24 protein-coding genes are annotated in these 24,276 nt (G+C 66.0%); 9 read left to right on the plus strand and 15 right to left on the minus strand.

The annotated features are described in order from the left end of the window. Positions 1 to 23: 23 nt before the first annotated feature. Positions 24 to 908, plus strand: a complete 885-nt coding sequence (locus PSV26_RS15555) for a LysR family transcriptional regulator (protein WP_300516201.1) — start codon at positions 24 to 26, stop codon at positions 906 to 908. A 47-nt stretch (positions 909 to 955) separates the two neighbouring features. Here the strand turns inward: PSV26_RS15555 and PSV26_RS15560 are convergent, their stop codons facing one another. Beyond that, positions 956 to 3,373, minus strand: a complete 2,418-nt coding sequence (locus PSV26_RS15560; RefSeq protein WP_300572005.1) for a xanthine dehydrogenase family protein molybdopterin-binding subunit — start codon at positions 3,371 to 3,373, stop codon at positions 956 to 958. 168 nt (positions 3,374 to 3,541) lie between these two features. Between PSV26_RS15560 and PSV26_RS15565 the strand changes: the two genes are divergently transcribed. Both PSV26_RS15565 and PSV26_RS15570 read left to right on the plus strand, forming a co-directional pair. Next, positions 3,542 to 3,799 (plus strand): hypothetical protein, encoded by a 258-nt coding sequence (locus PSV26_RS15565; RefSeq protein ID WP_300516205.1) that lies wholly within the window; start codon positions 3,542 to 3,544, stop codon positions 3,797 to 3,799. A gap of 303 nt (positions 3,800 to 4,102) precedes the next feature. Further along, positions 4,103 to 4,465 carry a response regulator gene (locus tag PSV26_RS15570; protein ID WP_300516320.1) on the plus strand — a complete coding sequence of 121 codons (363 nt, stop codon included), beginning with the start codon at positions 4,103 to 4,105 and terminating at the stop codon, positions 4,463 to 4,465. 28 nt (positions 4,466 to 4,493) lie between these two features. On the opposite strand, the gene PSV26_RS15575 is transcribed toward PSV26_RS15570, so the two are convergent. From PSV26_RS15575 to ylqF, 3 genes are all read right to left on the minus strand, one after another. Next, the gene (locus PSV26_RS15575) at positions 4,494 to 4,928 is read right to left on the minus strand and encodes an Hsp20/alpha crystallin family protein (protein ID WP_300572007.1); all 435 of its coding nucleotides are present in this window, start codon (positions 4,926 to 4,928) and stop codon (positions 4,494 to 4,496) included. Between the two features lie 39 nt (positions 4,929 to 4,967). Continuing rightward, on the minus strand, positions 4,968 to 5,408 hold the full coding sequence (locus tag PSV26_RS15580; protein ID WP_300572009.1) for an Hsp20/alpha crystallin family protein: 441 nt from the start codon (positions 5,406 to 5,408) through the stop codon (positions 4,968 to 4,970). 216 nt (positions 5,409 to 5,624) lie between these two features. Beyond that, positions 5,625 to 6,578: a ribosome biogenesis GTPase YlqF gene (ylqF, locus tag PSV26_RS15585; RefSeq protein ID WP_300572011.1), complete on the minus strand. Its 954-nt coding sequence runs from the start codon at positions 6,576 to 6,578 to the stop codon at positions 5,625 to 5,627. A 222-nt stretch (positions 6,579 to 6,800) separates the two neighbouring features. Between ylqF and PSV26_RS15590 the strand changes: the two genes are divergently transcribed. Further along, positions 6,801 to 7,490: a type 1 glutamine amidotransferase domain-containing protein gene (locus PSV26_RS15590; protein WP_300516213.1), complete on the plus strand. Its 690-nt coding sequence runs from the start codon at positions 6,801 to 6,803 to the stop codon at positions 7,488 to 7,490. A gap of 43 nt (positions 7,491 to 7,533) precedes the next feature. On the opposite strand, the gene gshA is transcribed toward PSV26_RS15590, so the two are convergent. Next, positions 7,534 to 9,123 (minus strand): glutamate--cysteine ligase, encoded by a 1,590-nt coding sequence (gshA, locus tag PSV26_RS15595; RefSeq protein WP_300572012.1) that lies wholly within the window; start codon positions 9,121 to 9,123, stop codon positions 7,534 to 7,536. Positions 9,124 to 9,376: 253 nt separating this feature from the next. Continuing rightward, positions 9,377 to 10,072 (minus strand): alpha/beta hydrolase, encoded by a 696-nt coding sequence (locus tag PSV26_RS15600; protein WP_300572013.1) that lies wholly within the window; start codon positions 10,070 to 10,072, stop codon positions 9,377 to 9,379. A 177-nt stretch (positions 10,073 to 10,249) separates the two neighbouring features. Here PSV26_RS15600 and PSV26_RS15605 point away from each other — a divergent pair, with 177 nt between their 5' ends. Further along, on the plus strand, positions 10,250 to 10,486 hold the full coding sequence (locus PSV26_RS15605; protein WP_300516221.1) for a hypothetical protein: 237 nt from the start codon (positions 10,250 to 10,252) through the stop codon (positions 10,484 to 10,486). Between the two features lie 10 nt (positions 10,487 to 10,496). On the opposite strand, the gene PSV26_RS15610 is transcribed toward PSV26_RS15605, so the two are convergent. Next, positions 10,497 to 11,237, minus strand: a complete 741-nt coding sequence (locus tag PSV26_RS15610) for a GDSL-type esterase/lipase family protein (protein ID WP_300572015.1) — start codon at positions 11,235 to 11,237, stop codon at positions 10,497 to 10,499. Between the two features lie 5 nt (positions 11,238 to 11,242). Then, positions 11,243 to 11,653, minus strand: a complete 411-nt coding sequence (locus tag PSV26_RS15615; protein ID WP_300572017.1) for a TspO/MBR family protein — start codon at positions 11,651 to 11,653, stop codon at positions 11,243 to 11,245. Positions 11,654 to 11,979: 326 nt separating this feature from the next. On the opposite strand from PSV26_RS15615, the gene PSV26_RS15620 reads away from it, so the two are divergent. From PSV26_RS15620 to PSV26_RS15630, 3 genes are all read left to right on the plus strand, one after another. Beyond that, complete coding sequence (locus PSV26_RS15620; protein WP_300572018.1) at positions 11,980 to 12,702, plus strand: hypothetical protein; 723 nt, start codon at positions 11,980 to 11,982, stop codon at positions 12,700 to 12,702. A gap of 86 nt (positions 12,703 to 12,788) precedes the next feature. Next, the gene (locus PSV26_RS15625; RefSeq protein WP_300516322.1) at positions 12,789 to 14,051 is read left to right on the plus strand and encodes an MFS transporter; all 1,263 of its coding nucleotides are present in this window, start codon (positions 12,789 to 12,791) and stop codon (positions 14,049 to 14,051) included. A 203-nt stretch (positions 14,052 to 14,254) separates the two neighbouring features. Further along, positions 14,255 to 14,596, plus strand: coding sequence for a hypothetical protein (locus tag PSV26_RS15630; RefSeq protein ID WP_300516233.1), 342 nt, complete (start codon positions 14,255 to 14,257; stop codon positions 14,594 to 14,596). A gap of 172 nt (positions 14,597 to 14,768) precedes the next feature. Here the strand turns inward: PSV26_RS15630 and PSV26_RS15635 are convergent, their stop codons facing one another. From PSV26_RS15635 to PSV26_RS15645, 3 genes are all read right to left on the minus strand, one after another. Then, positions 14,769 to 15,488: a hypothetical protein gene (locus tag PSV26_RS15635; RefSeq protein WP_300572020.1), complete on the minus strand. Its 720-nt coding sequence runs from the start codon at positions 15,486 to 15,488 to the stop codon at positions 14,769 to 14,771. Between the two features lie 103 nt (positions 15,489 to 15,591). Beyond that, positions 15,592 to 15,903: a hypothetical protein gene (locus tag PSV26_RS15640; protein ID WP_300572022.1), complete on the minus strand. Its 312-nt coding sequence runs from the start codon at positions 15,901 to 15,903 to the stop codon at positions 15,592 to 15,594. 383 nt (positions 15,904 to 16,286) lie between these two features. After that, on the minus strand, positions 16,287 to 17,201 hold the full coding sequence (locus PSV26_RS15645; protein WP_300572023.1) for an SDR family NAD(P)-dependent oxidoreductase: 915 nt from the start codon (positions 17,199 to 17,201) through the stop codon (positions 16,287 to 16,289). 67 nt (positions 17,202 to 17,268) lie between these two features. On the opposite strand from PSV26_RS15645, the gene PSV26_RS15650 reads away from it, so the two are divergent. Continuing rightward, the gene (locus tag PSV26_RS15650; protein WP_366946014.1) at positions 17,269 to 18,189 is read left to right on the plus strand and encodes an NUDIX hydrolase; all 921 of its coding nucleotides are present in this window, start codon (positions 17,269 to 17,271) and stop codon (positions 18,187 to 18,189) included. Here PSV26_RS15650 and PSV26_RS15655 read toward each other — a convergent pair. From PSV26_RS15655 to PSV26_RS15670, 4 genes are all read right to left on the minus strand, one after another. Then, positions 18,094 to 19,122, minus strand: a complete 1,029-nt coding sequence (locus PSV26_RS15655; protein ID WP_300516243.1) for a tRNA-dihydrouridine synthase — start codon at positions 19,120 to 19,122, stop codon at positions 18,094 to 18,096. The genes PSV26_RS15650 and PSV26_RS15655 overlap by 96 nt on opposite strands. A 97-nt stretch (positions 19,123 to 19,219) precedes the next feature. Continuing rightward, positions 19,220 to 19,483, minus strand: coding sequence for a heavy-metal-associated domain-containing protein (locus PSV26_RS15660; RefSeq protein ID WP_300516246.1), 264 nt, complete (start codon positions 19,481 to 19,483; stop codon positions 19,220 to 19,222). Positions 19,484 to 19,557: 74 nt separating this feature from the next. Beyond that, complete coding sequence (locus PSV26_RS15665) at positions 19,558 to 20,973, minus strand: efflux transporter outer membrane subunit (RefSeq protein ID WP_300572024.1); 1,416 nt, start codon at positions 20,971 to 20,973, stop codon at positions 19,558 to 19,560. Positions 20,974 to 20,998: 25 nt separating this feature from the next. After that, a complete protein-coding gene (locus PSV26_RS15670) occupies positions 20,999 to 24,232 on the minus strand; it encodes an efflux RND transporter permease subunit (protein ID WP_300516250.1) in 3,234 nt (1,077 codons plus the stop codon). Positions 24,233 to 24,276 lie beyond the last annotated feature (44 nt).

Here is a 24,276-nt window from a genome sequence, read left to right on the forward strand (position 1 = left end):
ATAAATTTCTGAATAACCGAACAATGAGCAAGGACTTCAGCTACCGGCACCTGTACTATTTCTGGGTTGTCGCCAAGGAAGGCGGCATGGCCCGCGCGGCCGACCGGCTGGGCATGGCCGTGCAGACCGTGAGCACCCAGGTTCGTGAGCTGGAGCGCTCGCTGGGCTACGTCCTGCTCAAGCCGGCCGGGCGCGGCGTTGCGTTGACGGAAGCGGGTATTGCGGCCATGCGGCAGGCCGAACAGATCTTCCAGCTCGGTGAACAACTGCCGGCGGCGCTGCGTGACGCGGTCGGCTCACCCGCCGTGCGGCTGGTCGTCGGCATTTCCGATGGACTGCCGAAGCTGGCGGTTCGTCACCTGATGCAGCCGGTGATGCAGGCGCCGAACCTGCGGCTGCTGTGCCACGTGGATGAGTTCCCGGATCTGCTGGGCGATCTGGCCCTGCACCGACTTGATGTGGTTCTGGCCGATCGGGCCGCGCCGCCCAACCCCAACCTCAAGGTCTACAGCCACCCGCTGGGATCATCGACACTGGCCTGGTTTGCGTCAGCCTCGCTGTCTGCGGCAGCCCGGCGCGGCTTTCCGCAATCACTGGCGAAGGTTCCCGTGCTGCTGCCCACCAACCATGCCGCGGTACGGCCGCGGATCGACCAATGGTTTGAGCGCATGGGCATCAAACCCCACGTGGTGGGGGAATTCGAGGACAGTGCCCTGCTCAAGACCTTCGGCGCGGCGGGCATGGGCGTCTTTCCGATGGCCGAACTGGTCCACGACGAGCTCACAGCCCAATACGGCGTCAAGCAGGTGGGCCGCAGCGAGTCTGTCGAGGAACACTTCTTTGCGATCGGAGCGCACAAGAAGGTGCTGCATCCCCTGGTGCAGAAACTGCTGCCGCCTCAGCGGTAACCCGCTACGCGGCAGCAAGCCAGGAACAGCCTGGCTCTCCGCGGGCCTCAGCCCTGCATCGAGCTCCAGAGCCGCGCCGGAGAGATCGGCATCTGCAGCGTCCTGGCCTGGACGGCCAGGCCGCGGCGGCCCAGCGCATCGGCCACGGCATTGACCACCGTGGGGCCGGCCCCAATGGTGCCGAGCTCCCCCACACCCTTGACACCCAGCGGGTTGTTCAGGCAAGGCGTGGACTCGTCCATCTCGGTCCTGAAATCAGGCGCGGTGTCGGCACGCGGCGCGGCGTAATCCATCAGGCTGCCGGTCACGGGCTGGCCGGTCTCGCGGTCGTAGACCATGCGCTCGCACAGCGCCTGGCCGATGCCCTGTACGGCGCCGCCGTCGAGCTGGCCGCGCACGATCAGGGGGTTGACAACGCGTCCGACGTCATTGACCGAGGCATAGGCCACCACCGCCACCTGGCCGGTCTGCGGGTCGATCTCGACCTCGCTGATATGGCATCCGTTGGGCCAGGTCGGCCCGGCCACCTTGGTGGTGGAGTCCACAAAAATCTGCCGGTCGCCCTGGCGCGCGGCCAGATCGAACAGGCCGATGCGGAGGTCGGTGCCGGCCACGGTGAAGTCGCCGCCGGCATAGACCACGTCCTCCGCGCCGGCCTCAAACTCCCTGGCTGCCAGCTGTTTGGCCAGTGCAATGGCCTTGTCGGCACCCGCCCGCACCGCCGAGCCGCCGGTGAACAGCGAACGTGAACCGGCGCTGCCAAAACCGTTGCCGCGGTCGGTGTCGCCCATCACCACGCGCACCTGCTCAGCAGGCACGCCAAAGGCATCCACCACCAGCTGGGTCAGCGTGGTGGCAATGCCCTGCCCCATGGCGTTGACGGCGGTGAAGACTTCGATGATGCCGTCGGACTGCGAACCCGGGGAAGGGCCGCCCCGATCCCGTTCAACCCCCTCGGGGGGCAGCGAGGACACGCCAGTGCCGAGCGTGGGGGCCTTGATCTGCACGGTGACGGTTTCTTCCAGCGCGTTGCCGCCCGTCCATTCGAGAAAGGTGGCAATGCCGAGACCGCGCAGCAGGCCGCGCGAGGCCGATCCGGCCGCCCGCGCGTCAAAGCCTTTCCAGTCGGCGAGCACCAGCGCCTGGTCCATCACCGACTCAAAGTTGCCGGTGTCATAGACCTGGCCCATGGGGTTCTTGTAGGGCATCTGCGCGGGCTGGATGAAGTTGCGCCGGCGCAGTTCAACGCGGTCGATGCCGGTCTGTCGCGCGGCCTCGTCCATCAGCCGCTCCATCGTGAAAATGGCCTCCGGCCGGCCCGCGCCGCGGTAGGCGCTGGTGGGTGCGGTGTTGGTCAACACGGCGCTGAAATGAAAGTCGATGGTCTGGATGTCGTAGACGCTGGTCTGCACCCAGGGGCCGATGAGCAGCTGGATGGCCACGCCCGCGCCGGTGGCGTAGGCCCCCACATTGGCCAGCGAGGCCAGGCGCAGGGCGAGTATTTTTCCGTTCTCGTCAAGCGCGAGTTCGGCATGGCTCTGCACGTCGCGACCATGGTAGGCCGAGATGAATTCCTCGCTGCGCTCGGCCACCCATTTGACCGGGCGCTGCAAGGCCCGTGCGCAATACGCGGCAGCAATGTCTTCGGGGTAAACGCCGGTCTTCATGCCGAAGCCGCCACCCACATCGCCGACCACGACACGCACCTGGTCCTGCGCCATGCCCAGCGCGTCACACACCGAGTTGCGCACACCGGTGGGCATCTGCGTGCTCATGCGTATCGTCAGGCGCTGCGAGGTTTTGTCGAACGCGGCCAGCACCGAACGCGGCTCCAGGCTCAGCGCGTGCAGGCGCTGGTTGACGATGTCCAGCGCCACCACGTGGCGGGCCCCGGCAAAAGCCGCGGCGGTGGCTTCCACGCTGCCGTAACGCGTTTCGCAGGCAATGTTGTCGGGGGCTTCGGGCGCGAGCGCCGGGGCGCCCGGCGCAGTGGCGTCGTTCATGTCCACCACCATCGGCAGCTCGTCGTAGTCCACCATCACGGCTTCAGCCGCGTCGCGCGCCTGCTGCAGGGTCAGCGCGACCACGGCGGCGACCGCCTCGCCGACAAAACGCACCCGTTCATGGGCCAGCACGCGACGCACGGGCGACACCCCGGGCGAGCCATCGGCCCTTGGAAAGCCGCTGGAGCCGGGAATCGGCTTGATCCCGTCGGCCACCAGGTCGGCGCCAGTCACGATCTTCAACACGCCCGGCATGGCCAGCGCAGCGGCGCTGTCCACCGCCACGAGGCGCGCATGCGGGTACGGTGAACGCACAAAGAACAGGGCCACCTGCTCCGGCTGGGTCACGTCGTCGGTGAACTGGCCGGCGCCGGCCAGCAGGGCGTCGTCTTCGAGGCGGCGCACGGCCTGTCCGCTGCCAAAACGGGTCGGTTGAAGGTCGGCTGCGGGAGTGATGGACACAAAAGGCTCCTGGGAATGGGGAAGATGGCCCGCGCGCATGCTGGAGCGTGGGCAGGGCAATGGCGATGGCAAGCAGCCACTATAAATCCATTGGTGCGATCCGTCCGGCGGCATGCCGGCAAGCCCCTGAGCGCACCCTGCCCTGCGCATTTGCCCGACAATCAGGCCATGCCCCTACCTCCTCCCCCCATCCGCAGGCACAGCAACAAGGCCAACAACGAACTATTGGTCAAGGGACTGCTGTGCGCCCTGATCGGCCTGGCCGTGCTGGTGTCGCCGTATTTCATCACCTCGCCAGGCATGCAGGGCATCGTGGCCCAGGCCTCCCCGGTGGGCTGGTTTGCGCTGGTGCTGGGCCTCGGTTTTATCGTCGTGTATGTGCGCCGGCGCCTCGCCGGCCGGACCGGTCCGTCAGGCCCGCTGTAATTTCGCTGCATCTCCCTGCGCCGCAAGCGCTACTATTTTTGTAGCTTCAAGCGCACGTGGGGCCAAGGGTTGGCGACTGCAGGGGCGTAAAAGTCTTGACCAGGCGGCCGGACCGTCAAACCGCGCAAGCCCCCTCATGCTCCGTTTGGCCCTTGAAGGGCTATGTCCTACACCGGTGCAGTGCAATCGCCTGCGGCGGGCCCGCGACCATCGGGCGAGACTTGTGACGTGACATCCGTGAACCTCGCCAACAACCCACTCAAGGGACCCGGCCCTTCCTCCCCATCCCAGCGCCCTGCAGCGTTGAAGGCCTACATCGTTGAGGACAACGCAGTGATCCGGGACAACCTGGTCGAAACACTGACAGAGCTGGCGGGCGTGCAGACGGTGGGCTACGCGGAAACCGAACAAGGCGCCTGCACCTGGCTGGCCCTTCACCCGCGTGACTGGCAACTGCTGGTGGTGGACCTTTTCCTTCAACAGGGCAGCGGGCTGGGCGTGCTCAAGGGCTGCCGACAACGCTCACGTCAACAACGCGTGGTGGTGTTGTCCAACTACGCCACGGATGACATCCGCCAGCGCTGCCTGGCGGGCGGTGCAGATGCGGTTTTCGACAAGTCCACCGAACTTGACCAGTTCCTGGCCTATTGCACGCGCCCGCACTGACAAAGACGCCGGAAGAAACCCGGAAAATTCAGGCCAGGGCCACCTCGATGCGGCGCGGCCTGGCCTCTTCGGCCTTGGGGATGTGCAGCCGGAGCACCCCGTTGTCGAGTTTCGCCTCGATCTTCCCCGGGTCCAGTTCCCGGCTCAGCGTGAAGGTGCGGCGGTACAGCGGATTGAGCACCTCGCCGTAGATCAGCGTCATGTCCGCCCCCACCGGCGCTGCAGCAGCCCCTTCGATCACCAGGCTGTCACCATCCACCCGAACGGCCATCCGGTCCCTGGATACACCGGGCAGGTCTGCCAGCACGGTAAAGCCCGCATCGTCTTCAAAAATGTCCACCGGCGGCAGCACGGCGGTCGTGCGCTGCGCTCCCGCGCCCTGCGCACTGTCGGCGCCTCCCTGGGTGGCAGGCGCCACATCGCGGACCACATCGTTCTGGTTCAAAGCTGTGTTCTGGTTCATCACATGCTCCTTGAAAAAACAAAGAAAAGGATTCGGGGTTCAGTGGATCTGGATCTGACGCGGTTTGGAAGACTCGCGGCGCGCCACCGTGATGCGCAACAGACCATCACGGTAGCTTGCGCTGATGGCCGCGGGGTCGGCGTCTTCAGGCAGCGAGATCACGCGCCGGAAAGAGCCCTCGAAGCGCTCTCTGGCGTAAACCGCCACCTTGTCGTTGGCCGGTGGTTCCACCTTGCGTTCGCCGGCAACCACCAGCAAGCCCTTGTCGACGGTGAGTTGCAGCGCGGCGGGGTCGAGGCCGGGCGCCAGCGCCAGCACCTCGATGGCTTCAGGGGTGCTGCCCACGTTGATGACCGGGAAGGTGTCGCGCGGCATCGCGCGAATGCTGCGGGCGCCGTCGGGCCGGAAAACCTGCTCGAAGTTCTGCTGCAGACGGTTGAGCTCAGCGAAGATGTCGCCGTACAGGTTCAATCCGTTCATGATGATCATCTCCTTTCGTAACAGATCATGAAGGGTTCAATAAATGCCAGAACGGTGGGCAGGCTGTGCACCTGCGACCACCCCCTGACGCCACCGACATATTGGCGGAGTGACGCCTTTCAAGGCTTGGCTGGAAAGTTTTTTTGCGAAATCACGCATCCCGCCGGGCTGCGGCAGAAGGGCAGCTTCCGCCATGCGGGGCGATCCGCCGCGTTGTCAGGCCTCGCGCGGCGGGCGCGGGATTTTCTTGAAGCGCACCAGGCGGTCGGTTTCTATCCTGTCCTTCTTGACCTGGCGCTCGGCATCGAGCAACTGCCCGGCAGCCAGCCACTGGGCGAACTCTTCCGGCGTTTCCAGCGTGACGCGGCCCAGTGTGGCGGCGCGGAATTCGTAAATCACGATCTCCGCGGCTTTCTGCAGGTTCACCCGGCCCTTTGACAAAACCGCACCGCGCTTGCGGCCGATCTCTTCGAGCAGTTGCTCGTCGCTGATGCCGGGCGTCAGCTTGAGCTTGTAACGTGCCTCCAGCAGGGCCGGGTAGGCCTGGATCAGGTAGTCCAGCAGTTCCAGTGCGACCTCTTCCTCGTTGAAGGCGTTGCGGCCGATGGCACCGCTGGCGGCGAGGTTGTAGCCGCTTTTGGCGACGATGATGCGCGGCCACAACATGCCGGGCGTGTCCCACAGGTAAAACCCGTCGGCCAGCACGATGCGCTGCTCGAGCTTGGTGATGCCGGCCTCGTCACCGGTCCTGGTGGCGCGTTTGCCGGTCAGTGTGTTGATCAGCGTGGACTTGCCGACGTTGGGAATGCCGCAGATCAGCACCCGCATGGGCTTGACCATGCTGCCGCGCGTAGGCGCCAGCGCGTGGCAGGCGTCGATCAGGCGGCGCGCCGGCGTGGTTTCGCTGGCGTCGAGCGCAATCGCGCTGGTACCGGGCAGGCTGTTGTAATGCGCGAGCCAGAGCAGTGTGCGCGCCGGGTCGGCCAGGTCCTGCTTGTTGAGCACCTTGAGGGCGGGCTTGGCGCCGGTCAGTTCGGCCAGCATGGGGTTGGCGCTGGAGCCGGGCAGGCGCGCGTCCAGCAGCTCGATGACCACATCAATTTCCTTGATGCGCTCACTGATCGCCTTTTTGGTCAGGTGCATGTGACCGGGGAACCACTGGATAGCCATTGTCTGAATACTCTTTCGTGTCGTTCGTCGGCCGCTGCAGCCCGACGCAGCCGGCCAGCAGGGATTGTGACCGACCCGGGCGATCAACCCTGACAGGCAGACCTTCCCCTGGCCTACGGGACGACCGGCCCTGGCGCAGCAAAATGACCGGCTGGCCGCGACATCGCGGCCAGCCCCCCCATTTTCACCGCGCAGCCCAGTCCGCGCTTTCAAGGAGTACCCATGAAGATTCTGATGGTTTTGACCTCGCACGACCAGCTCGGCGATACCGGCAGGAAAACCGGCTTCTGGCTGGAAGAATTTGCAGCGCCCTACTACGTCTTCAAGGACGCAGGTGCCGACATCACGCTGGCCTCACCCCAGGGCGGGCAGCCGCCGCTGGACCCGAAAAGCGATGCCCCGGACGCACAGACCGACGCCACGCGCCGCTTCAAGGACGACAGCCAAGCGCAGCAGGCGCTGGCGCACACCGTCCAGCTGGCCGGCCTGAAGGATGCGGACTTTGACGCCGTGTTCTACCCCGGCGGCCACGGCCCGCTGTGGGACCTGGCTGAAGACAGGGATTCCATCGGGCTGATTGAGCACATGTTCGCCGCCGGCAAGCCCGTGGCCGCAGTCTGCCACGCGCCCGGTGTGTTGCGCCATGCCAAAGCCGCCAGTGGCGCACCGCTGGTTGAAGGCAAAAAAGTCGCGGGGTTCACCAACACCGAGGAAGCGGCGGCGCAGCTCACGGATGTCGTGCCCTTTCTGGTCGAAGACATGCTGCGCGACAACGGCGGCAACTACAGCAAGGGCGCCGACTGGCAGTCTTATGTGGTGACCGACGCCAACCTGATCACCGGGCAAAACCCGGCTTCTTCAGAAGCGGCGGCCCATGAGCTGCTGCGTCAACTGGCCCCCCAGCCAGCCTGAGCCGAGGCGGCCCGCGTTCAGCCGGCGCTGGAACAGGCGCGAGCTACAGGGCGACCGCGGCCGCGCGGCTGGACACACCCAGCCGTTCTGGTGAGACGTACTGCTGGCGGTAAATCTCGAACGGCATGGTGTCGGCCGCTTCTATTTTTTTCTGTTCAGCAACGGACTGGCGCGACAAGGCCCCGAATGCGGTCTGCTGCCCGGCAGAAAATGGCAGGCCGAGCAGTGCCTCCCTGGTGAGGGCCGAGCGGGCGCGCACAAACGACACGAAGGAGTTCTCGTGGTCCTTTTCCATCGCGGCCAGCACACGGGCCGACGGCAGGGTGGCAGGATCGAGCAGCGCCGCCTCGGCAGCGCGCAGGGTGGCGCTGTACTGCGTGCCCCCGTTGGCCGCATCCAGCGCGGCGGCAATCGGTGCGCATTGCGCCACCACCTCGGCACCCCAGCCGGTCAGCGACACCTCGCGCCCGCCGCGCTTGAGCAGCAGGCCGGCCTGGCGCCCGCGCGCGGCCGTGTGGTGCTGGTTGTGTTTGAGCTCGGCGATCTCCTGAGGCGTGTCGGGCGGGCTGTCGCTGAGCAGGCAGTGCAGCAGGAAGACATCGAGAAAACGCATGGTCTGGGCGTTGATGCCGACTGGTTCGAACGGGTCCAGGTCCATCAGCCGCACTTCAATGTATTCAACGCCGCGCTCGCGCAGGGCATGCAGCGGGCGTTCGCCCGGGAAAATCACGCGTTTGGGCCGGATGGTGCCGTAAAACTCGTTCTCAATCTGCAGCAAGGTGGTGGCCAGCTGGTTGTAGTCGCCGCCAGGGTTCTGGATGCCCACCGCTTCATAGGCCGGGTAAGGCCGCGTCAACGCGTCCTGCAGCGACGCGCCGTAACCTTCCAGACTGTTGTAACTGACAGCCAGCGAGGCCTGCGCATCGCTCTGGTAGCCCAGGCGCCCCATGCGCAGCGAGGTGCCGTGCGGCATGTACATGGTGCTGCTCGACAGCTGCTGCAGCTCGTGCTGGCGCCCGGCCACAAAGGTCGAACAGACGGCCGGCGAGGCGCCGAACAGGTAAAGCAGCAAAAAGGCATGACGGCGGAAATTGCGGATCAGCGAAAAGTACTGCTCGCTCGTCACCTCGGGCAGCGACCAGTTGTAGTGGATGCCCGAGATGGTCTGCATGCGCCGCCCGTAGCGGTGCGACAGGCCCATGCGGTAGACGCTTTTGGCGCGCCCGACGTTGGACGAGCCGAAACGTGCGATCGGGATGGTCTCGTCGGTCGGCAGGCCGCAGGGCATGCTCGAGACCCAGAGCATCTCGTCGCCGACGGCCTGCATGGCGCGGTAGGTGAACTGGTGAATCTGGGTGAGTTCGCGCAGCGCGGCGTCGGCGCCGTCCCCCAGACCCTTGTGTGCGGCGGTGACGAGTTCGATCTGGGACTCGCTGAAGTCGGTGGTGATACAGGGATGCGTCAAGGCCGAGCCGAGTGCCGCCGGGTGCGGCGTCAGCGCCAGCGCGCCGCCGGGCTGGGCGCGCAGGCTTTCCTTCTCGATGCCGCGACGCATGCCTTTCAGCCTGGCAGGGCCGATCGCCTGGAGGCGGTCGCCCAGGAGCGCCGCGGATCGCGCATGCGAGCTGTTCATAAAGTCTTCCCTCTTGTCTTTCGTGGCGTGCAAGGTATCACAGGCCGGTCTTGTTTGCAGGCCGGGCGGACCGGCGCCCGACCGCGCGGTGCCAGCCAGGGCGGTCTGCCGTCACCGGCGCGTTCGAGAGACTATCTTTTTGATAGCTGCTTGCGCCCGCCCTGATTGGGCCAACGCATGATTTCACTTAAAAAAACCGCTGTCTGCGGCAGCCGGACCCAAAACCCGGCGCGGCAGCATGGCGGGAAAGCCCTTACGGCTGCCGGATTTCGCTCGAGAAGCTAGCACCAGACAGTACGCGCAGCAGCCAGCGGTTCATGTCGGCAATCTCTTCCATGCAGACCGAGTGTTCCATGTCGTATTCGTGCCAGTCCACCGGGTAACCCAGCGCCGCCAGTGCGTCGCGCGTCCCGGTGGCCGCAGCCAGCGGCACCACGCCGTCGCGCTTGCCGTGCGCCAGGAAAATCGGCAGGCCTTCATTGGCCCCACTGCGCTCTGCCGCCACGGTATGCGCCAGCGGCAGGTAGCCAGACAGGCCCACGATGCCGGCCAGGCGTTCGGGATAACGCAGGCCGGTCATCAACGCCATCGCGCAACCCTGGGAAAACCCGGCCACCACGATGCGGCCGGCAGGAATGCCGCGCGAGGTTTCGCGCTCTATCAGCGTGTTGATGGCGGCCTGGGTCTGGCGCATGCCGCTTTCGTCCTGGCCCGCTGTCAGGTTGGCACCCAGGATGTCGTACCAGGCCGGCATCTGGTAGCCGCCGTTGATGGTGACGGGAATCACCGGCGCGTGGGGAAACAGAAAACGCACCGGTCCCACGCTGGAAAGATCGAGCTGCTCGGCCACGGGCACAAAATCGCGGCCATCGGCGCCCAGGCCATGCATGATCAGGATGGTGGCAACGGGTTGCTCGCCCGTCTGGGCTTCGGTAACTTCAAGAGACATGGGTGAACCTGTTGGTGGCGAAGGCGCAGAAGGTAGCTGCTGCAGGGACGTTCATGCGGCAGGGGCAAAGGACCGATTCTAGGACCTCCGCGGGCAAGTGCGCTTGTGGCCGGGCCGGTGTTTGGCTAGGATTTCCTGTCAGCATTTTCTGACTCGCATTGGACATGGGAGATTCGCATGAAACTCATCATTGCTGCTGCGGCCCTGGCCGCATCGTCACTGGCCCTGGCCCACAACTGCCCCAATGAAATGAAGGCGATAGACGCCAGACTCGCCAGCAACCCCAAACTGTCGGCCGCCGACATGGGCAAGGTCAAGGCCCTGCGTGCCGAAGGAGAAACCTTCCACAAGGCAGGCAAACACGACGAATCGATGAAAGCCCTGGGCGACGCCAAAAAACTGCTGGGTCTGTGAGCCTGCGCTGTCAGCGCCTGAGCGCGGCCAGCCGCGCTGACAGACCGGCCTGGGTGTTGAGCTCGTCGTACCAGAGGCGGTAGCCTGCGTCGCTGGGGTGCAGGCCGTCCCTGGCGTTGAGCTCGTCGGGGCGCTGCGCAAACGGATCATCGGCCTTGTCCTTGAACAGGTTCACATACACAGCGCCGTTGTCCGTGGCCGCCTGCCGCACAAAGCGGTGCAGCGTCTCCGAGCGGCGCGTCATGAGCCAGGACCAGGGCGCAAAGAAAAACGGCGCGCTACCGACATTGCCTGAAGGCATGAACACCACCAGCCGGGCGCGCACGCGCGCCAGTTCTGCGGCACGGGCGATGTTCTGCTCCAGCTGCGCATCGCCGGTGAACCGGATCACATCGTTGCCGCCGCCGAGGACGAGGATGGCGTCGAAGCGTTGCTGGCCTTCCAGTTGGGCGGCGATGTCGGCAAACCGCGCGCCGTCGCGCGCACGGTTGACGATGGTCAGTTGCGGATGGTCGCGCGCGATCAGGCCGGCGATGCTGGTGGCCGGCGACGAAGCGCCCGTTCCCACGGCCGTGCTGTCGCCCACCACCAGCAGGCTGGCCGTGGCCGGGGCTGGCGAGGCTTCAAAAGGCTCGCTTTGCCGCGCCAGGACCACCGACTGCCCGATGCGCCAGGCGGCGCAGCCGGTGGTGGCCAGCACGGCCAGCGCCGCCAGCACACCCAGCGCGCCCAGCATGTGAGGCCGGCGCATCCTCATCAGGCGCCCCGGTTCAGCCAGGTGATGCCGAGCTGCAGCACCGTCGCAAACAGAACCCACAGCAGGTAAGGGATGTTGACCCAGACGACCCAGCGCGCCCGCAGCCGGATGGCTGCCATGGCCCACACCAGGGTGGCCAGCACCAGCAGGATGTCGAAGCTGGCCAGCGCATTGTTTTTAAGGCCGAACTGGATGGGCGTGTAGGCCAGGTTGAACAGCAGGTTCAGGATGAAAGGCAGCAGCACGCGAAACGGCAGGCGGCGCTTGAGGTATTGCAGCAGGACAAAACCGAAGCTGATGGCGATGATGACGTAAAGAGCCGTCCACACCGGGCCGAACACCGACGCCGGTGGCGCAAAAAAGGGCTTGCTCAACTGGGCGTACCAGGCGGCGCTGCTGCTGCTGTCCATGAAAATCCTTCGGAAAATCCGTGCTGAAATGGCGATAGGGTCGTTCTTTCCTGTTTTAGCACCCGCCGGACGATGGCAGCGGCACCCGAGGCTGATCCTCAGGTAGGACGTGGCCGCTTCAGGCGGACGGTGGGTGCGTCCGAAACGGCAACCATGGCAGGCTGACCGGCCTGCGCCCGATGTCCCCACCCATAAAGGCATCCTCTGCCCTGCCCGCCCAGGCCGCAGGCTTGACTTGCCCTCCCAGTTCAACGACCATCCATCGACAAGCCGGCAACGAACGGCCAGAGCGCTCTGGCCAGGACCGGCGGTGAAGGGTTGACCACATGAGACAAGTGTTTGAGCGATTGCTGGGGCTGAGGGCCAAGGCCGGCGGCCCTGCAGATTCCGGACTGAAACCGGCTTCCCGCCCGTCGGTGGCAGCCAACCGGGACAGCCAGCACACCATCGAGGACAACTCCGACAACGGAACCCGCCGCCAGCTTGTGCAGATGCTGCTGCGCGACTGCCTGCGCAGGCACGGCATTGCAACCGACTGGGTGGAATGCCAGATGCTGGTGGTCAACAGCCGCAGCCGCGGCCCGGGCATGTACGTTCGGCTGGTGCTGCGCCGGTGGGACGCCCGCCTGATGACCTATGCCTTCGCTTTCCAGAATGAATTGCTCGCCGCGATCACCCAGTTCGAGCCGCAGTCTTCCACCTGGCTGCACGGTATTTCCTGGGAGTTCAAGGTCGGGGACAGCTGCCCCTACCCCAACATGCCCGACCCGGCCATCTGGGGTGCGCCGGTCCGTGCTGGCACAGCCGTTGAAGTGCCTGCCGCGGCCCCTGCGCCCGTGCCTGCTGCCGTGCCTGCTGCCGTGCCTGCTGCCGCTGCCGCGCCCGCTGCCGTCGTGGCGGTGGCAGCCGCAGACGTCGAAGATGACGTCATGCGCGACCTGAAGGACCTGCAAAACATGTTTGCCGCCCGCGATGCCAGCATCGAGCAGGAGGCGGCATCGGGTGTCCACGCCGACTTCCAGCCGACTCAGCCCTCCGGGCTGCCTTGACACTTGTTCCCGGTCGCGCCGCCCAGCTTGCCCCGTCACCCCGGAAACAGGGCCCGGCCTGAGGCCCCTTGCCACCAGTAGCCCTGATGCGCCCCACGCCCGCCGCACCCGCTTCACACCTTCCCTCCGCACTGGCCGACTCGCGTTACGCCGTGCTTCGGCTGATGGTCACGCTGGCCCTGATGACCATCGGCGCCAGCGGCATGTATGTGGTGGCGGTTGTGCTGCCGGCGGTTCAGGCCGAATTTGGCGTGGCGCGCGCCGACGCTTCGCTGCCCTACACCTTGCTGATGATCGGCTTCGGCGTTGGCGGCATGCTGATGGGCCGCCTCGCCGACCGCTTTGGCGTGATGGTCCCGTTGCTGGTGGGGGCCGTCAGCCTGGGCCTGGGCTATGCCGCCGCGGCCATGGCCGGCAGCATCTGGACTTTCACGCTGGCCCATGGCTTCCTGATCGGCCTGTTCGGCAGTTCCGCGACTTTTGCGCCGCTGCTGGCCGATACCTCCTTGTGGTTTGTGCGCCGCCGCGGCATTGCCGTTGCCGTGTGCGCCAGCGGCAACTACATCGGCGGCGCCATCTGGCCGCCCGTCGTGCAGCACTTTGTGGCCACCGAGGGCTGGCGCCACACTTACCTCGCCCTGGGCCTTTTCTCCTTCGTCACCATGACGGCGCTGGCCCTGCTGATGCGCAGGCGTCCGCCGGTGGCCGTCGCAGCGGCGACGCGCCAGAACCTTTCAGCCACCCCCAGCGGCCTGCCCTTCGGCCTGTCGCCCGGCAAGGCGCAAACCCTGCTGTGTGTGGCCGGTGTGGCCTGCTGTGTGGCTATGGCGATGCCGCAGGTGCACATTGTTTCCTATTGCACCGATCTGGGTTACGGCGCGGCGCGCGGTGCCGAAATGCTCTCGCTGATGCTGGCCTGCGGCGTGGTCAGCCGTCTGGTGTCAGGCCTGGTCTGCGACCGCATTGGCGGCCTGCGCACGCTGTTGCTGGGCTCGGCCCTGCAGGGCCTCGCGCTGCTGCTGTTCCTGCCCTTCGACGGGCTGGTGTCGCTGTACCTGATCGCGGCGCTGTTCGGCCTGTTCCAGGGCGGCATCGTGCCGTCGTACGCCATCATCGTGCGCGAGTACTTTCTGCCAGCCGAGGCCGGCGCGCGGGTCGGCACGGTGATCATGGCCACCATGGTCGGCATGGCGCTGGGCGGCTGGATGTCGGGCAAGGTGTTTGACCTGACCGGCTCCTACCACGCGGCCTTCATCAACGGCATCGCCTGGAACCTGCTGAACTTCGGCATTGTGCTGTTCCTGCTCTACCGCGTGCGTGATCGCCACGCGGCGGTGCAGGCCGCCTGAGCCCCGGTCGGCCGGTCCGTGCGGGATTTTGTATCAAAAAGGACTCCAGCCCTTACTGCCAATGCGCAACAAGCTATACATTTCATAGCATCCAACATGCAGACCCTGTCTCACCAGCGCATCGGCTGACACCACAACCGGCCACCCGCCTGCGCCAAGGGCCGGCCGGCGGGCCCAAGATAGGCCTTTTGAAAGGCCCGCGCATGAACACCGCCCTGAAATATGTCCTCGCCGCCCTGCTGCCTGCCCTGTCCGGCGGCCAGGCGCTGGCCTGCTACACCGTCTACAACCGCGCCAACCAGGTGATCTACCATGCCGCGCAGGCCCCGGTGGACATGCGTTACCAGTTGCACGAGACCCTGCCCGCGGTCTTTTCCGATGGCCACATGGTGTTTTCCATCACCGACACTTCTTGCCCGCCGGTCAACCTGACGCGCAGCAATATCCGGGATTCGGCGGGAGGCAGGGTGGCTTATGCCGCGGGCCCGGGAGAGGCGATGATGCAGGACCCGAGGTCCCGCCCTTACCGGGTGCCCCGGAACTAGGCCTTAGCCCACCCGGGCCTCAGACCTTCGAAGCGGCTTCGCCCGAAGCGATCCGGGAGACGGGAACAGCGCTTTTCTCAGGGGAGAGCAAGCAGTGTGGATTGACGCGCCCATCGACCAGCGCCACGGCAGCATGCCAGGCGTCACCGCCGGCGCTGCGCAACACGCTGGTTTACAGGGGCCGCGACGCAGGGGCCTTGGCGCCGAACACGGACTGCAGGGACCGCGTTTCAGGCAGGACGTACACCACCCCGGGGCTGGCGCCCAGAGCCGGTTTAAGCACCGTGTCGTAAAAAATGGCCGGCAAATTGATGCAGCCGAAAGAAATGCGGTTGTCGTCCGGCGTCGCTGACGCGAGCCGCTCCAGTCGGCGTTCCTTCTTGTTGTTTGCACGCACGCGGTGCATGGACACGGCAGCCTCGTAGTCCACCCAGACGATGTCCTCGCCTGACATGTTCACCCCGGGACTGGATTCAAAACGTCCGGCTGGCGTGGTGCGCTCTTGCGGTCGGATGGCTGACATCGGACGCTCGCCGATTCCCGGCACGGAATCGTCACCCCTGGCGGATCCCAACAGAGCCGCACTGGCGCCCCGGAGTTTTCCGTTGGGATGAAAGACGAACAGTTTGGCGTGTTGCTTGTCAAGAATCACAAAAGGCATGCCTGCGTGGTTACCAGACGCCATCACCCAGTCCGCCATCTGGCGCACCACCGGTGCGGCCTGTTCAGACGCCAGATCGGCCGCTTGCACCGGCTCGGTCACGGCCGGCAAAGAAACGTTCGGCCTGTCCTTTGCCGTCAGCTGGCCAGGCAGACACAAGCTCGCGAGCGCGAAGAAAAGGCCCACGCCGCCGAGGACGGTGTCGGCTCGGACAGAGAGCGTGTGGTTCATGCCGGAAAGATAGCAGATCAAAAAGGGATTGTCTGTGGGTGGTTCCGCAAATCCGGGTGGAGCCCACCCGGATCTGCGCAGGAACCCGCACGACAAAGTCGATTTAGTTGCGGTCAGCGCGCGGCTTGCGAGCCACGGTGGTGCGTTTGACAGGCGTGCTGGTGTCGGCTTGCATGGTGGTGGTGGTGCCCATGGTCGAACCGGTGCTGGCTGCAGGCTGAGCCTGGACCATCGGCTGAGCCTGCGCAGCAGGAGTGGTCGGGATTTTCATTTGGGCGGCACCTTGCTTGTTGGTCTCGCCGGGAGCGCCAGGCATGGTGCCCGACGGTGCCGATGTCTGTGCATAAGCCAGACCGCCAGTGGCGACCAGTGCGAGAGCCGTAACGGCGGAGGTGAGAGTGCGATTGAAATTCATGGGGAGTTTCTTGAGACAACAATCCGGTGAGGGATCTGGGTGGACGCCGACCGGTTGGCCGACTGCGGGTCAGCTTAATTTGCCTCGCCGGATGCCATGGTGAGCAGCCGTCGCGTGTGTCTGTAGGACAGCCCGGCAGGCCGGCGTCGGCGCAACGCGTGCTGCCCCGCACGCCCCCCTCTGTCAGGGCAGCACGCAGGTCATGCGAAGGACACGACTGACACGCATTGTCAGCACTGGCCTGCATTCGCGTCTGCACCAAGCTCAAATACTGACGACGTGCCAGCCGGGTGCCGCGCTACAAAGGCAGGTATCGGACTTCCGCCTTTCGGTGAAACGTCTGAACATTGCCCAGCGGGCCCGGCTGCATCTTTGTCCTGTGTTCAGGTGGACAGTCTGCCGGCCATGGCCTTGCCGACCTCGTTGCTGCCTTGCGCAGCGCCGCTTTGCGGCACCATCTCACCCGCACGCTCCGTCACCTCAGCCAGCCGCGCGGCCAGCGCCTCTGGCACGTGCTCACCCGTTCCCAGATACACGCCCTGTGTCAGTGTGATGTGGGCCGCCTCGAAGGTGCCGGCTCCCGCGCAGACGATGGTGCGTGTCGGCGCCTCCTGCGACGCCAGCACCAGCATGGCCGGCACCACCGCTTCGGGCCGCAGCGCCTGCAGCACCTCTTCGGGCATCAGCCCTTCGGTCATGCGCGTCGCAGCCGTCGGTGCCAGGCAGTTGACGCGAATGTCGTTTTTCGCGCCCTCGAGGGCCAGCGTCTGCATCAGCCCGACCAGTGCCATCTTGGCCGCGCCGTAGTTGGACTGGCCGAAGTTGCCGTACAGGCCCGACGACGATGTGGTCATCACGATGCGGCCGTATTTCTGCGTTGCCATGATGTCCCACACGGCTTTGGTGCAATGCACGGCGCCCATCAGGTGCACATTCATGACCAGCGCGAAGTCGGCCAGGTCCATCTTGGCAAAACTCTTGTCACGCAGGATGCCGGCGTTGTTGACAAGGATGTCCACCCGGCCCCAGGCATCCATGGCCTGCTGCACCATGGCCGCTACCCCCGCAAAGTCGGTCACCGACGCGCCGTTGGCGATAGCTTCGCCGCCGGCCGCCCGGATCTCGGCCACCACCGCGTCGGCGGCGCTGACCGATCCGCCCGAGCCGTCACGCGCGCCGCCCAGGTCGTTGACCAGCACCTTTGCGCCGCGCCTGGCCAGGGCCAGCGCATGTTGCCGGCCCAGCCCGCCGCCTGCGCCTGTGACGATGGCCACCCGGCCCTTGAAATCAATCCCCATTTGTTTGTCCTTGTCGTGTTGGTGATGCCTGGTCCGAGGCAAGTCTGATAGCCTAGGCTGTACTGTAATGGAGCGCCCCGCCGCCCCCCTGAAAGCCACCATGGAACTCAACCTCGAAACCGTCATCACCCCACCGCGTCCGGCAGCCACCGTGGTACTGCTGCGTGATGCGCCAGCGGGCCTGCAGGTGTTCCTCATGAAGCGCCACGGCCTGTCCGACGTACTGGGCGGCGCCTATGTGTTTCCCGGCGGCAAGATCGATGCTGCCGATGCCCAACTGGACATGGCCGCCCACCTGGACCAGCCGCTGGAGGTTCTGCATGCCGGGCTGAACGAGCCCGGCATCGACCTGCGCACGGCCGGCGCCGTTTACGTGGCGGCGCTGCGCGAGGCGTTTGAAGAGTCGGGCGTGCTGTTCGCGCAGGGCCATCCGGGACAAGCCCTGCCCGGCTTGGCCGACCAGGCGGCTGCGCTGCTACGCGAAGGCCACGGCTTCAATGCCGTGCTGGCCCGCATGACCTTGCGCCTGCAGACACTCAACGTGGTGCCCTGGTCACGCTGGATCACCCCCCTCACCCCCTCGGTGACCAACAAGCGTTTCGACACGCGCTTTTTTGTGGCGGCAGTGCCCGGCGGCCAGGTGGCCAGCCATGACAATTTCGAGACCACCGAGAGCATCTGGCTGAGCCCGCGCCATGCGCTGCAGCAGTACTGGGACCGCCAGATCGAGCTGGCGCCGCCGCAGATCATGAGCCTGGCACACCTGTCGCGCCACGCGGGCGTTGACAGTGTTCTGGCCGAGGCGCGCGCGCGCCGGCCCCCCGTGATCCAGCCCGAGCCTTTCGACCAAGAAGGCAGCCGGGTGATCTGTTACCCCGGCGATACGCGCCACTCAGTGCGCGAGCAGGCCCTGCCCGGCCCTACGCGCCTGAGCTACCGCAACCGGCGCTTCGAACCCGATGCCGGCTTCGAGGCCCTGTTCGGCTAGGGCCACAGCCAGCCAGCGGGAGATGGCCGCCGGCTGGTTGACGGTGCGCAGCGTCTGGAACGCCAGCTCGGCCTCGGGGTAACGGCGGCGCAGAAAATTGAGCCACTGCTTGAGGCGACCGGCCCGGGCATGTGCATCGAGCCGGCTGCAGACCAGTTCCCAGAACTGGGCGATCAAGGGCAGCAGCGTTTTCCAGGCCAGCCCCGCCTGAACCCCGCCGCCACGGATGGCCAGCGCCAGACCCGGGTCTGCCACCGCGCCACGGCCCAGCATCAGCATCTCGCAGCCGGAGGCCTGCCGGCACAGGTGCGCGTCGGCCACCGTCCAGATTTCGCCGTTGGCCACCACCGGAATACTGACGGCCGCGCGGATGTCGGCAATACGTTCCCAGTAGGCAGGCGGCCGGTAAGCCTGCGCCTTGGTGCGCGCATGCACCACCAGTTCGTCGGCACCGCCGCCGGCAATCGCCTGCGCGCAGTCAATCGCCTTGCTGTCATCGTTAAATCCGAGGCGCATCTTGGCCGACACCGGCAGGTGCGCCGGCACGGCGCGCCGCACGGCCGCGACGATGGCCGCAATCGTGTCCGGCTCCTCCAGCAGCGCGGCACCACCGCCATGGCGGTTGACCACCTTGGCCGGGCAACCGAAGTTGAGGTCAATGCCGGCCGGCCCCAGCGTGGCAAGCCGGGCGGCGTTTTCAGCCAGGCACACCGGGTCCGATCCCAGCAGTTGCGCACGCACCGGCACACCTGCCAGGGTGCGCCCGCCGGTGTGCAACTCTGGCACGATGCGCGTGAAGACGCGCTCGGGCAGCAACTGGTCGGTGATGCGGATGAATTCGGAGACGCAGCGGTCGATGCCACCGGCCCGCGTCAGGATGTCGCGCAGCACGAAGTCGAGCAGCCCTTCCATGGGGGCGAGCAGAATCGTCATGGCCGGGAGACAGACAGGCAGGGGCAGGCAGACAGAACACGTTCAGGCATCCGGATGTTTTAACAGATGCCCGGCGACGGCGCCCCGGGCGCAGCTTCTACCCCCACCAGAGGCTGCCATAAGCGGACTCGGCGATCGGGACTGAGCGCTCCCGGGCGAACCGGGTGTCCACCGGCGTGTACCCCGCCTCCCGGATGGCACGACCGAGTACGGACGCATCGGCCTTCGCCGACCCGATCGCAACCCGCTGGGAAGCCAGGTCAATCTCGATCCTTGCCATCTTGTCGGCTGCCTTGACGGCTCGGGTAATGGCGTTGACGCCATGCACGCTGGTCATGTCTTCTACCTGAAATGCGATCATTGATTTCTCCGTTTTCTGATGGCAGTGGCTTGTGGGAAGTCACCTTGCAAGCGCCGGTCGACCCCACAGCCAGGTCAGGCCCAGCCGCCACCCAGGGCGCGTATCAGGCCGACCGTGGCCACGTACCGCGCGGCGCGCACCTGCAGGGCCTCGCGCCGATTGCGCAGTTCGCTGCGCCGGGCATCGAGGAGCTCGAGCTGGCTGACCAGCCCGTTGCGGTAACGCGAGTCCGACAGCACCGTCGCGCGGCTGGCCGAGGCCACAGAGCGCGATTGCGCTTCGGACTGCTCACCCAGCAGGCGCAGGGCCGAGAGCTGGTCTTCCACATCCCTGAAGGCAACCAGGACCTGTTCCCGGTAATTGGCCAGCGCGATATCGAGTCCGGCGTTCGCGTTCTGCACGCCCGCTTCGCGCCGGCCACCGTCAAAAATCGGCAGCGACAGCAAGGCGCCCACGCCCCAGGCGCGGGTGGACATCCTGAACAGATCGCCGATCTCGGGCGCCGCATACCCGCCAGCGGCGGTCAGCGCAAAACTCGGGAACCAGGCGGCCTTGGCCACGCCGGCCCTGGCCTGCGCCGCCTGCATGCTGCTTTGGGCCGCCGACACATCGGGCCGCCGAACCAGCACGGTGCTCGGCACGCCGGCAGGGATCACCGGCAGCGCGGTGGACCAGTCGGCAGGCTTCACCTCGAAAGTGGAAGCCACGTCACCGACCAGCACGGCCAGCGCGTGTTCGAGTTCGGCGCGGCGCCGGTCCAGCGCCAGTCCTTCCGACTCGGTGGACGCCACCTCGGTGCGCACCCGCGCCACATCGAGTTCGGCGACATCCCCCTCCCGCAAGCGCACCTCGGTCAGGCGCAAGGTGTTGCGGTAGGCCTGCAGGGTGTCCCGCACCAGCAAGCGTTCGGCGTCGAGCGCGCGCAACTGCAAATAGGTCTGTGCCACATTGGCCTGCACCAGCAGCTGGGTGCTGCGCAGCAGCGCCTCGCGCGACCGGACGTCCAGCGACGCAGCGTCGCTGGCGAGCGAGACCCGGCCGATCAGGTCCACTTCATAAGACAAATTGGCGCCCACGCTGAGCACGGTTTGCGGCCGGTTGCCGGTGGTGCTGCTTTGCTGTCGCACCGCTCCCGCGCCGAGATCGACCTGCGGCAAACGGTCCGCATCGGTGCTGCGCGCGATCGCGCGTGCCTGGGCCAGGCGGGCGGCCGCCACCTGCACGCTGCTGTTGTTGCGGCCGGCCTGCTCGACCAGCTGATCGAGCACCGGGTCGGCAAACACCGTCCACCAGCGGCCCTGGGGTTGAGCTTCTGTGCTGATGGGCGTGACCGCCAGCACCCGAGAGGCATCCTGCTGCCCCCTGAAGGCCGGCGGCGTGGCCGGCAGACGGGCAGGATCGACAGCGGCGGGCGTGGCGCAACCAGCCAGCACGAGGGCGGCGAGCAAAGGCACAAGCGCATGGCGCAGTCGGGAAGAAGTGCGGTTCATGGTGAACTCCTTAAGCTGTTTTGGTTTATTCATGGTGTTTCAGGGCCGCAGCGGGCTGGGCGTGCAGCGGCGCGCCGCCACCCCCGGCGAAGGCTTCCAGGTGCGGCACTTCGCCATGCAGCTTGAGCGGCCGGTTGCCGGCCATGCGGCGCAGCGCCACATAAAAAACCGGCGTGAGGAACAGGCCGAAAGCCGTCACACCAATCATCCCGGCGAACACCGCCACGCCCATGGCCGAACGCATCTCGGCGCCGGCGCCGGTGGACAACACCAGCGGCAGCACGCCCATCACAAAAGCCAGCGAGGTCATCAAAATGGGACGCAGGCGCAGGCGACTGGCTTCGATCGCGGCCTGCACCGGCGTGCGGCCGGCAAACTCGAGCTCGCGCGCAAACTCGACGATCAGGATGGCGTTTTTCGCCGACAGGCCGACCAGCACCATGAGCCCAATCTGCGTGAAGACGTTGTTGTCGCCCCCCGAGATCCAGACCCCGGTCATCGCCGCCAGCAGGCCCATGGGCACGATCAGGATGATGGCAATGGGCAGCGTCAGGCTTTCGTACTGCGCGGCCAGCACCAGGAAGACCAGCAGCAGGGCCAACGGAAAAACCAGCACCGCCGAATTTCCGGCCAGGATTTCCTGGTAAGTCAGCTCGGTCCACTCAAAGCCTATGCCCTTGGGCAAAGTCTCGGCCGCAATGCGTTCGATCGCGGCCTGCGCCTGGCCCGACGAATAACCCGGCGCCGGGCCACCGCTGACGTCGGCCGACAAATAGCCGTTGTAACGCATGGCGCGTTCAGGGCCGAAGCTGGACTGCACCTTCATCAACGCCGACAGCGGCACCATCTCGCCGGTGGTCGAGCGCACCTTGAGCAGGCCCACGTCCTCGGCGCGTGCGCGGTAGGGCGCATCGGCCTGCACGCGTACGCTGTAGGTGCGGCCGAACTTGTTGAAGTCGTTGGCGTAGAGGCTGCCCAGGTAAATCTGCATGGTGTCGAAGATGTCGGTCACCGGCACGCTGAGCTGGCGCGCTTTGGTGCGGTCGATGTCGGCATAGAGCTGCGGCACATTGACCTGCCAGCTCGTGAAAGTGCCGGCAATCTCGGGGGCCTGCGCCACCTTGCCCATGAAGGCCTTCACCGCGCCGTCCATGGCGTCGTAACCCAGCGAGGCGCGGTCCTCCAGCTGCAGCTTGAAGCCCCCCGTCGTGCCCAGACCCTCCACCGGCGGTGGCGGGAACATCACGATGAAGGCGTCCTGGATCCCGGCAAACGCGCCGTTGAGCTGGCCCGCCACTGCGCCGCCGCTCTGGTCGGCTCTCTTGCGCTCGGCAAAAGGCTTGAGGGTGGCAAACACGATGCCGGAGTTGGAGCTGTTGGTGAAGCCGTTGATCGACAGGCCCGGGAAGGCAATCGCGTCTTCCACATTCGGGTTCTTCTTCATGATCTCACCCATGCGCTGGATCACGTCTTCGGTACGGTCCAGCGTCGCGCCGTCAGGCAGTTGCGCAAAACCGATCAGGTACTGCTTGTCCTGCGCCGGCACAAAACCACCGGGCACCAGCTTGAAGACACCGACCGTGGCCGCCACCAGCACGCCGTACACCACCAGCATCAGCGTCTTGCGCGAGATCGCGCCTTTGACACCGCCGCTGTAGGCGCTGGCGCCACGGCTGAACATTCTGTTGAACCACGCGAAGAAGCGGCCGAACACCCTGTCCATGCCGCGCGTCAGGGCGTCCTTGGGCGCGTCGTGGCTTTTCAGCAGCAGCGCGGCCAGTGCCGGCGACAGGGTCAGCGAGTTGATCGCCGAGATCACGGTGGAGATCGCAATCGTCACCGCGAACTGGCGGTAGAACTGGCCGGTCAGGCCGCTGATGAAGGCCAGCGGCACAAACACTGCGACCAGCACCAGCGCAATCGCGATGATGGGCCCGGACACCTCGCGCATGGCGCGGTAAGTGGCCTCGCGCGGCGACAGGCCGGCCTCGATGTTGCGCTCCACGTTTTCCACCACCACGATGGCGTCATCGACCACAATGCCGATGGCCAGCACCAGTCCGAACAGGCTCAACGCATTGATGGAAAAGCCCAGTAGATGCAGCACCGCAAACGTGCCGACCACCGACACCGGCACCGCCAGCAGAGGAATGATGGAGGCGCGCCAGGTCTGCAGGAACAGGATCACCACCAGCACCACGAGGGCGACAGCTTCGAGCAAGGTCGTGATCACCGACCGGATGGAGGCGCGCACAAACTGGGTGGGGTCGTAGGCGATGCGGTACTCCACGCCCTCGGGCATGTTCTTCGCCAGTTCGTCCATGGCCTGACGCACCGCATCCGAGATTTCCAGCGAGTTGGAACCGGGTGCCTGGAACACACCCATGCCGACAGCGGGCTTGTTGTTGAGCAATGAACGCAGCGAATAGTCGGAGGCTCCCAGCTCCAGGCGGGCGATGTCGCGCAGCCGGGTCACGGCGCCGTCGCTGCCGGTCTTGACGATGATGTCGCCGAATTCTTCCTCGTTCTGCAGCCGGCCCTGGGCATTGATCGACAGCTGCATGTCCACGCCCGGCAGGCCCGGCGAGGCACCGACCACACCGGCGGCCGCCTGCACGTTCTGGCCGCGGATGGCGGCGACCACATCGCTGGCCGAGAGGCCGCGCTGCGCCACCTTTTGCGGATCGAGCCAGACGCGCATCGAGTAGTCACCGCCGCCAAAGATCTGCACCTGACCCACGCCCTGGATGCGCGCCAGCCGGTCCTTGACGTTGAGAACCGCATAGTTGCGCAGGTAATTGATGTCGTAGCGGTCGTTGGGCGAGACCAGGTGCACCACCATCGTGATGTTGGGCGCGCTCTTGACGGTGGTGACGCCGAGCCGGCGCACTTCTTCGGGCAGGCGCGGCTCGGCCTGCGAAACGCGGTTCTGCACCATCTGCTGCGCCTTGTCGGGATCGGTGCCGAGCTTGAAGGTCACCGTCAGCGTCATCACACCATCGGTGGTGGCCTGGCTGCCCATGTAAAGCATGCCCTCGACGCCGTTGATCGATTCCTCCAGCGGCATGGCCACGGTTTCGGCAATCACCTTGGGGTTGGCGCCGGGGTACTGGGCGCGCACCACCACCGACGGCGGCGCGACCTCGGGGTACTCGGAGACCGGCAGGCCCCCGAGCGCGACCAGACCCGCGATCAGCATCAGCAGCGACAACACGCCGGCAAAAATGGGCCGATCGATAAAAAATTTTGAAAGATTCATGGCAATTCTTCTTGTTCAGGCCAGAGCCTCCCGGCTCCGGCATT

This window comes from Polaromonas sp., from assembly GCF_029945685.1.
Taxonomy (GTDB): domain Bacteria; phylum Pseudomonadota; class Gammaproteobacteria; order Burkholderiales; family Burkholderiaceae_C; genus Polaromonas.

What these genes read in the sequence shown, in the direction of transcription:
- PSV26_RS15555 (WP_300516201.1), top strand. Translation starts at nt 24, where the DNA reads ATGAGCAAGGACTTCAGCTACCGGCACCTGTACTATTTCTGGGTTGTC.
- PSV26_RS15565 (WP_300516205.1), top strand. Translation starts at nt 3,542, where the DNA reads ATGCCCCTACCTCCTCCCCCCATCCGCAGGCACAGCAACAAGGCCAAC.
- PSV26_RS15575 (WP_300572007.1), bottom strand. Translation starts at nt 4,928, where the DNA reads ATGAACCAGAACACAGCTTTGAACCAGAACGATGTGGTCCGCGATGTG.
- PSV26_RS15580 (WP_300572009.1), bottom strand. Translation starts at nt 5,408, where the DNA reads ATGAACGGATTGAACCTGTACGGCGACATCTTCGCTGAGCTCAACCGT.
- ylqF (WP_300572011.1), bottom strand. Translation starts at nt 6,578, where the DNA reads ATGGCTATCCAGTGGTTCCCCGGTCACATGCACCTGACCAAAAAGGCG.
- PSV26_RS15590 (WP_300516213.1), top strand. Translation starts at nt 6,801, where the DNA reads ATGAAGATTCTGATGGTTTTGACCTCGCACGACCAGCTCGGCGATACC.
- gshA (WP_300572012.1), bottom strand. Translation starts at nt 9,123, where the DNA reads ATGAACAGCTCGCATGCGCGATCCGCGGCGCTCCTGGGCGACCGCCTC.
- PSV26_RS15600 (WP_300572013.1), bottom strand. Translation starts at nt 10,072, where the DNA reads ATGTCTCTTGAAGTTACCGAAGCCCAGACGGGCGAGCAACCCGTTGCC.
- PSV26_RS15605 (WP_300516221.1), top strand. Translation starts at nt 10,250, where the DNA reads ATGAAACTCATCATTGCTGCTGCGGCCCTGGCCGCATCGTCACTGGCC.
- PSV26_RS15610 (WP_300572015.1), bottom strand. Translation starts at nt 11,237, where the DNA reads ATGCGCCGGCCTCACATGCTGGGCGCGCTGGGTGTGCTGGCGGCGCTG.
- PSV26_RS15615 (WP_300572017.1), bottom strand. Translation starts at nt 11,653, where the DNA reads ATGGACAGCAGCAGCAGCGCCGCCTGGTACGCCCAGTTGAGCAAGCCC.
- PSV26_RS15620 (WP_300572018.1), top strand. Translation starts at nt 11,980, where the DNA reads ATGAGACAAGTGTTTGAGCGATTGCTGGGGCTGAGGGCCAAGGCCGGC.
- PSV26_RS15625 (WP_300516322.1), top strand. Translation starts at nt 12,789, where the DNA reads ATGCGCCCCACGCCCGCCGCACCCGCTTCACACCTTCCCTCCGCACTG.
- PSV26_RS15630 (WP_300516233.1), top strand. Translation starts at nt 14,255, where the DNA reads ATGAACACCGCCCTGAAATATGTCCTCGCCGCCCTGCTGCCTGCCCTG.
- PSV26_RS15635 (WP_300572020.1), bottom strand. Translation starts at nt 15,488, where the DNA reads ATGAACCACACGCTCTCTGTCCGAGCCGACACCGTCCTCGGCGGCGTG.
- PSV26_RS15640 (WP_300572022.1), bottom strand. Translation starts at nt 15,903, where the DNA reads ATGAATTTCAATCGCACTCTCACCTCCGCCGTTACGGCTCTCGCACTG.
- PSV26_RS15645 (WP_300572023.1), bottom strand. Translation starts at nt 17,201, where the DNA reads ATGGGGATTGATTTCAAGGGCCGGGTGGCCATCGTCACAGGCGCAGGC.
- PSV26_RS15650 (WP_366946014.1), top strand. Translation starts at nt 17,269, where the DNA reads ATGGAGCGCCCCGCCGCCCCCCTGAAAGCCACCATGGAACTCAACCTC.
- PSV26_RS15655 (WP_300516243.1), bottom strand. Translation starts at nt 19,122, where the DNA reads ATGACGATTCTGCTCGCCCCCATGGAAGGGCTGCTCGACTTCGTGCTG.
- PSV26_RS15660 (WP_300516246.1), bottom strand. Translation starts at nt 19,483, where the DNA reads ATGATCGCATTTCAGGTAGAAGACATGACCAGCGTGCATGGCGTCAAC.
- PSV26_RS15665 (WP_300572024.1), bottom strand. Translation starts at nt 20,973, where the DNA reads ATGAACCGCACTTCTTCCCGACTGCGCCATGCGCTTGTGCCTTTGCTC.
- PSV26_RS15670 (WP_300516250.1), bottom strand. Translation starts at nt 24,232, where the DNA reads ATGAATCTTTCAAAATTTTTTATCGATCGGCCCATTTTTGCCGGCGTG.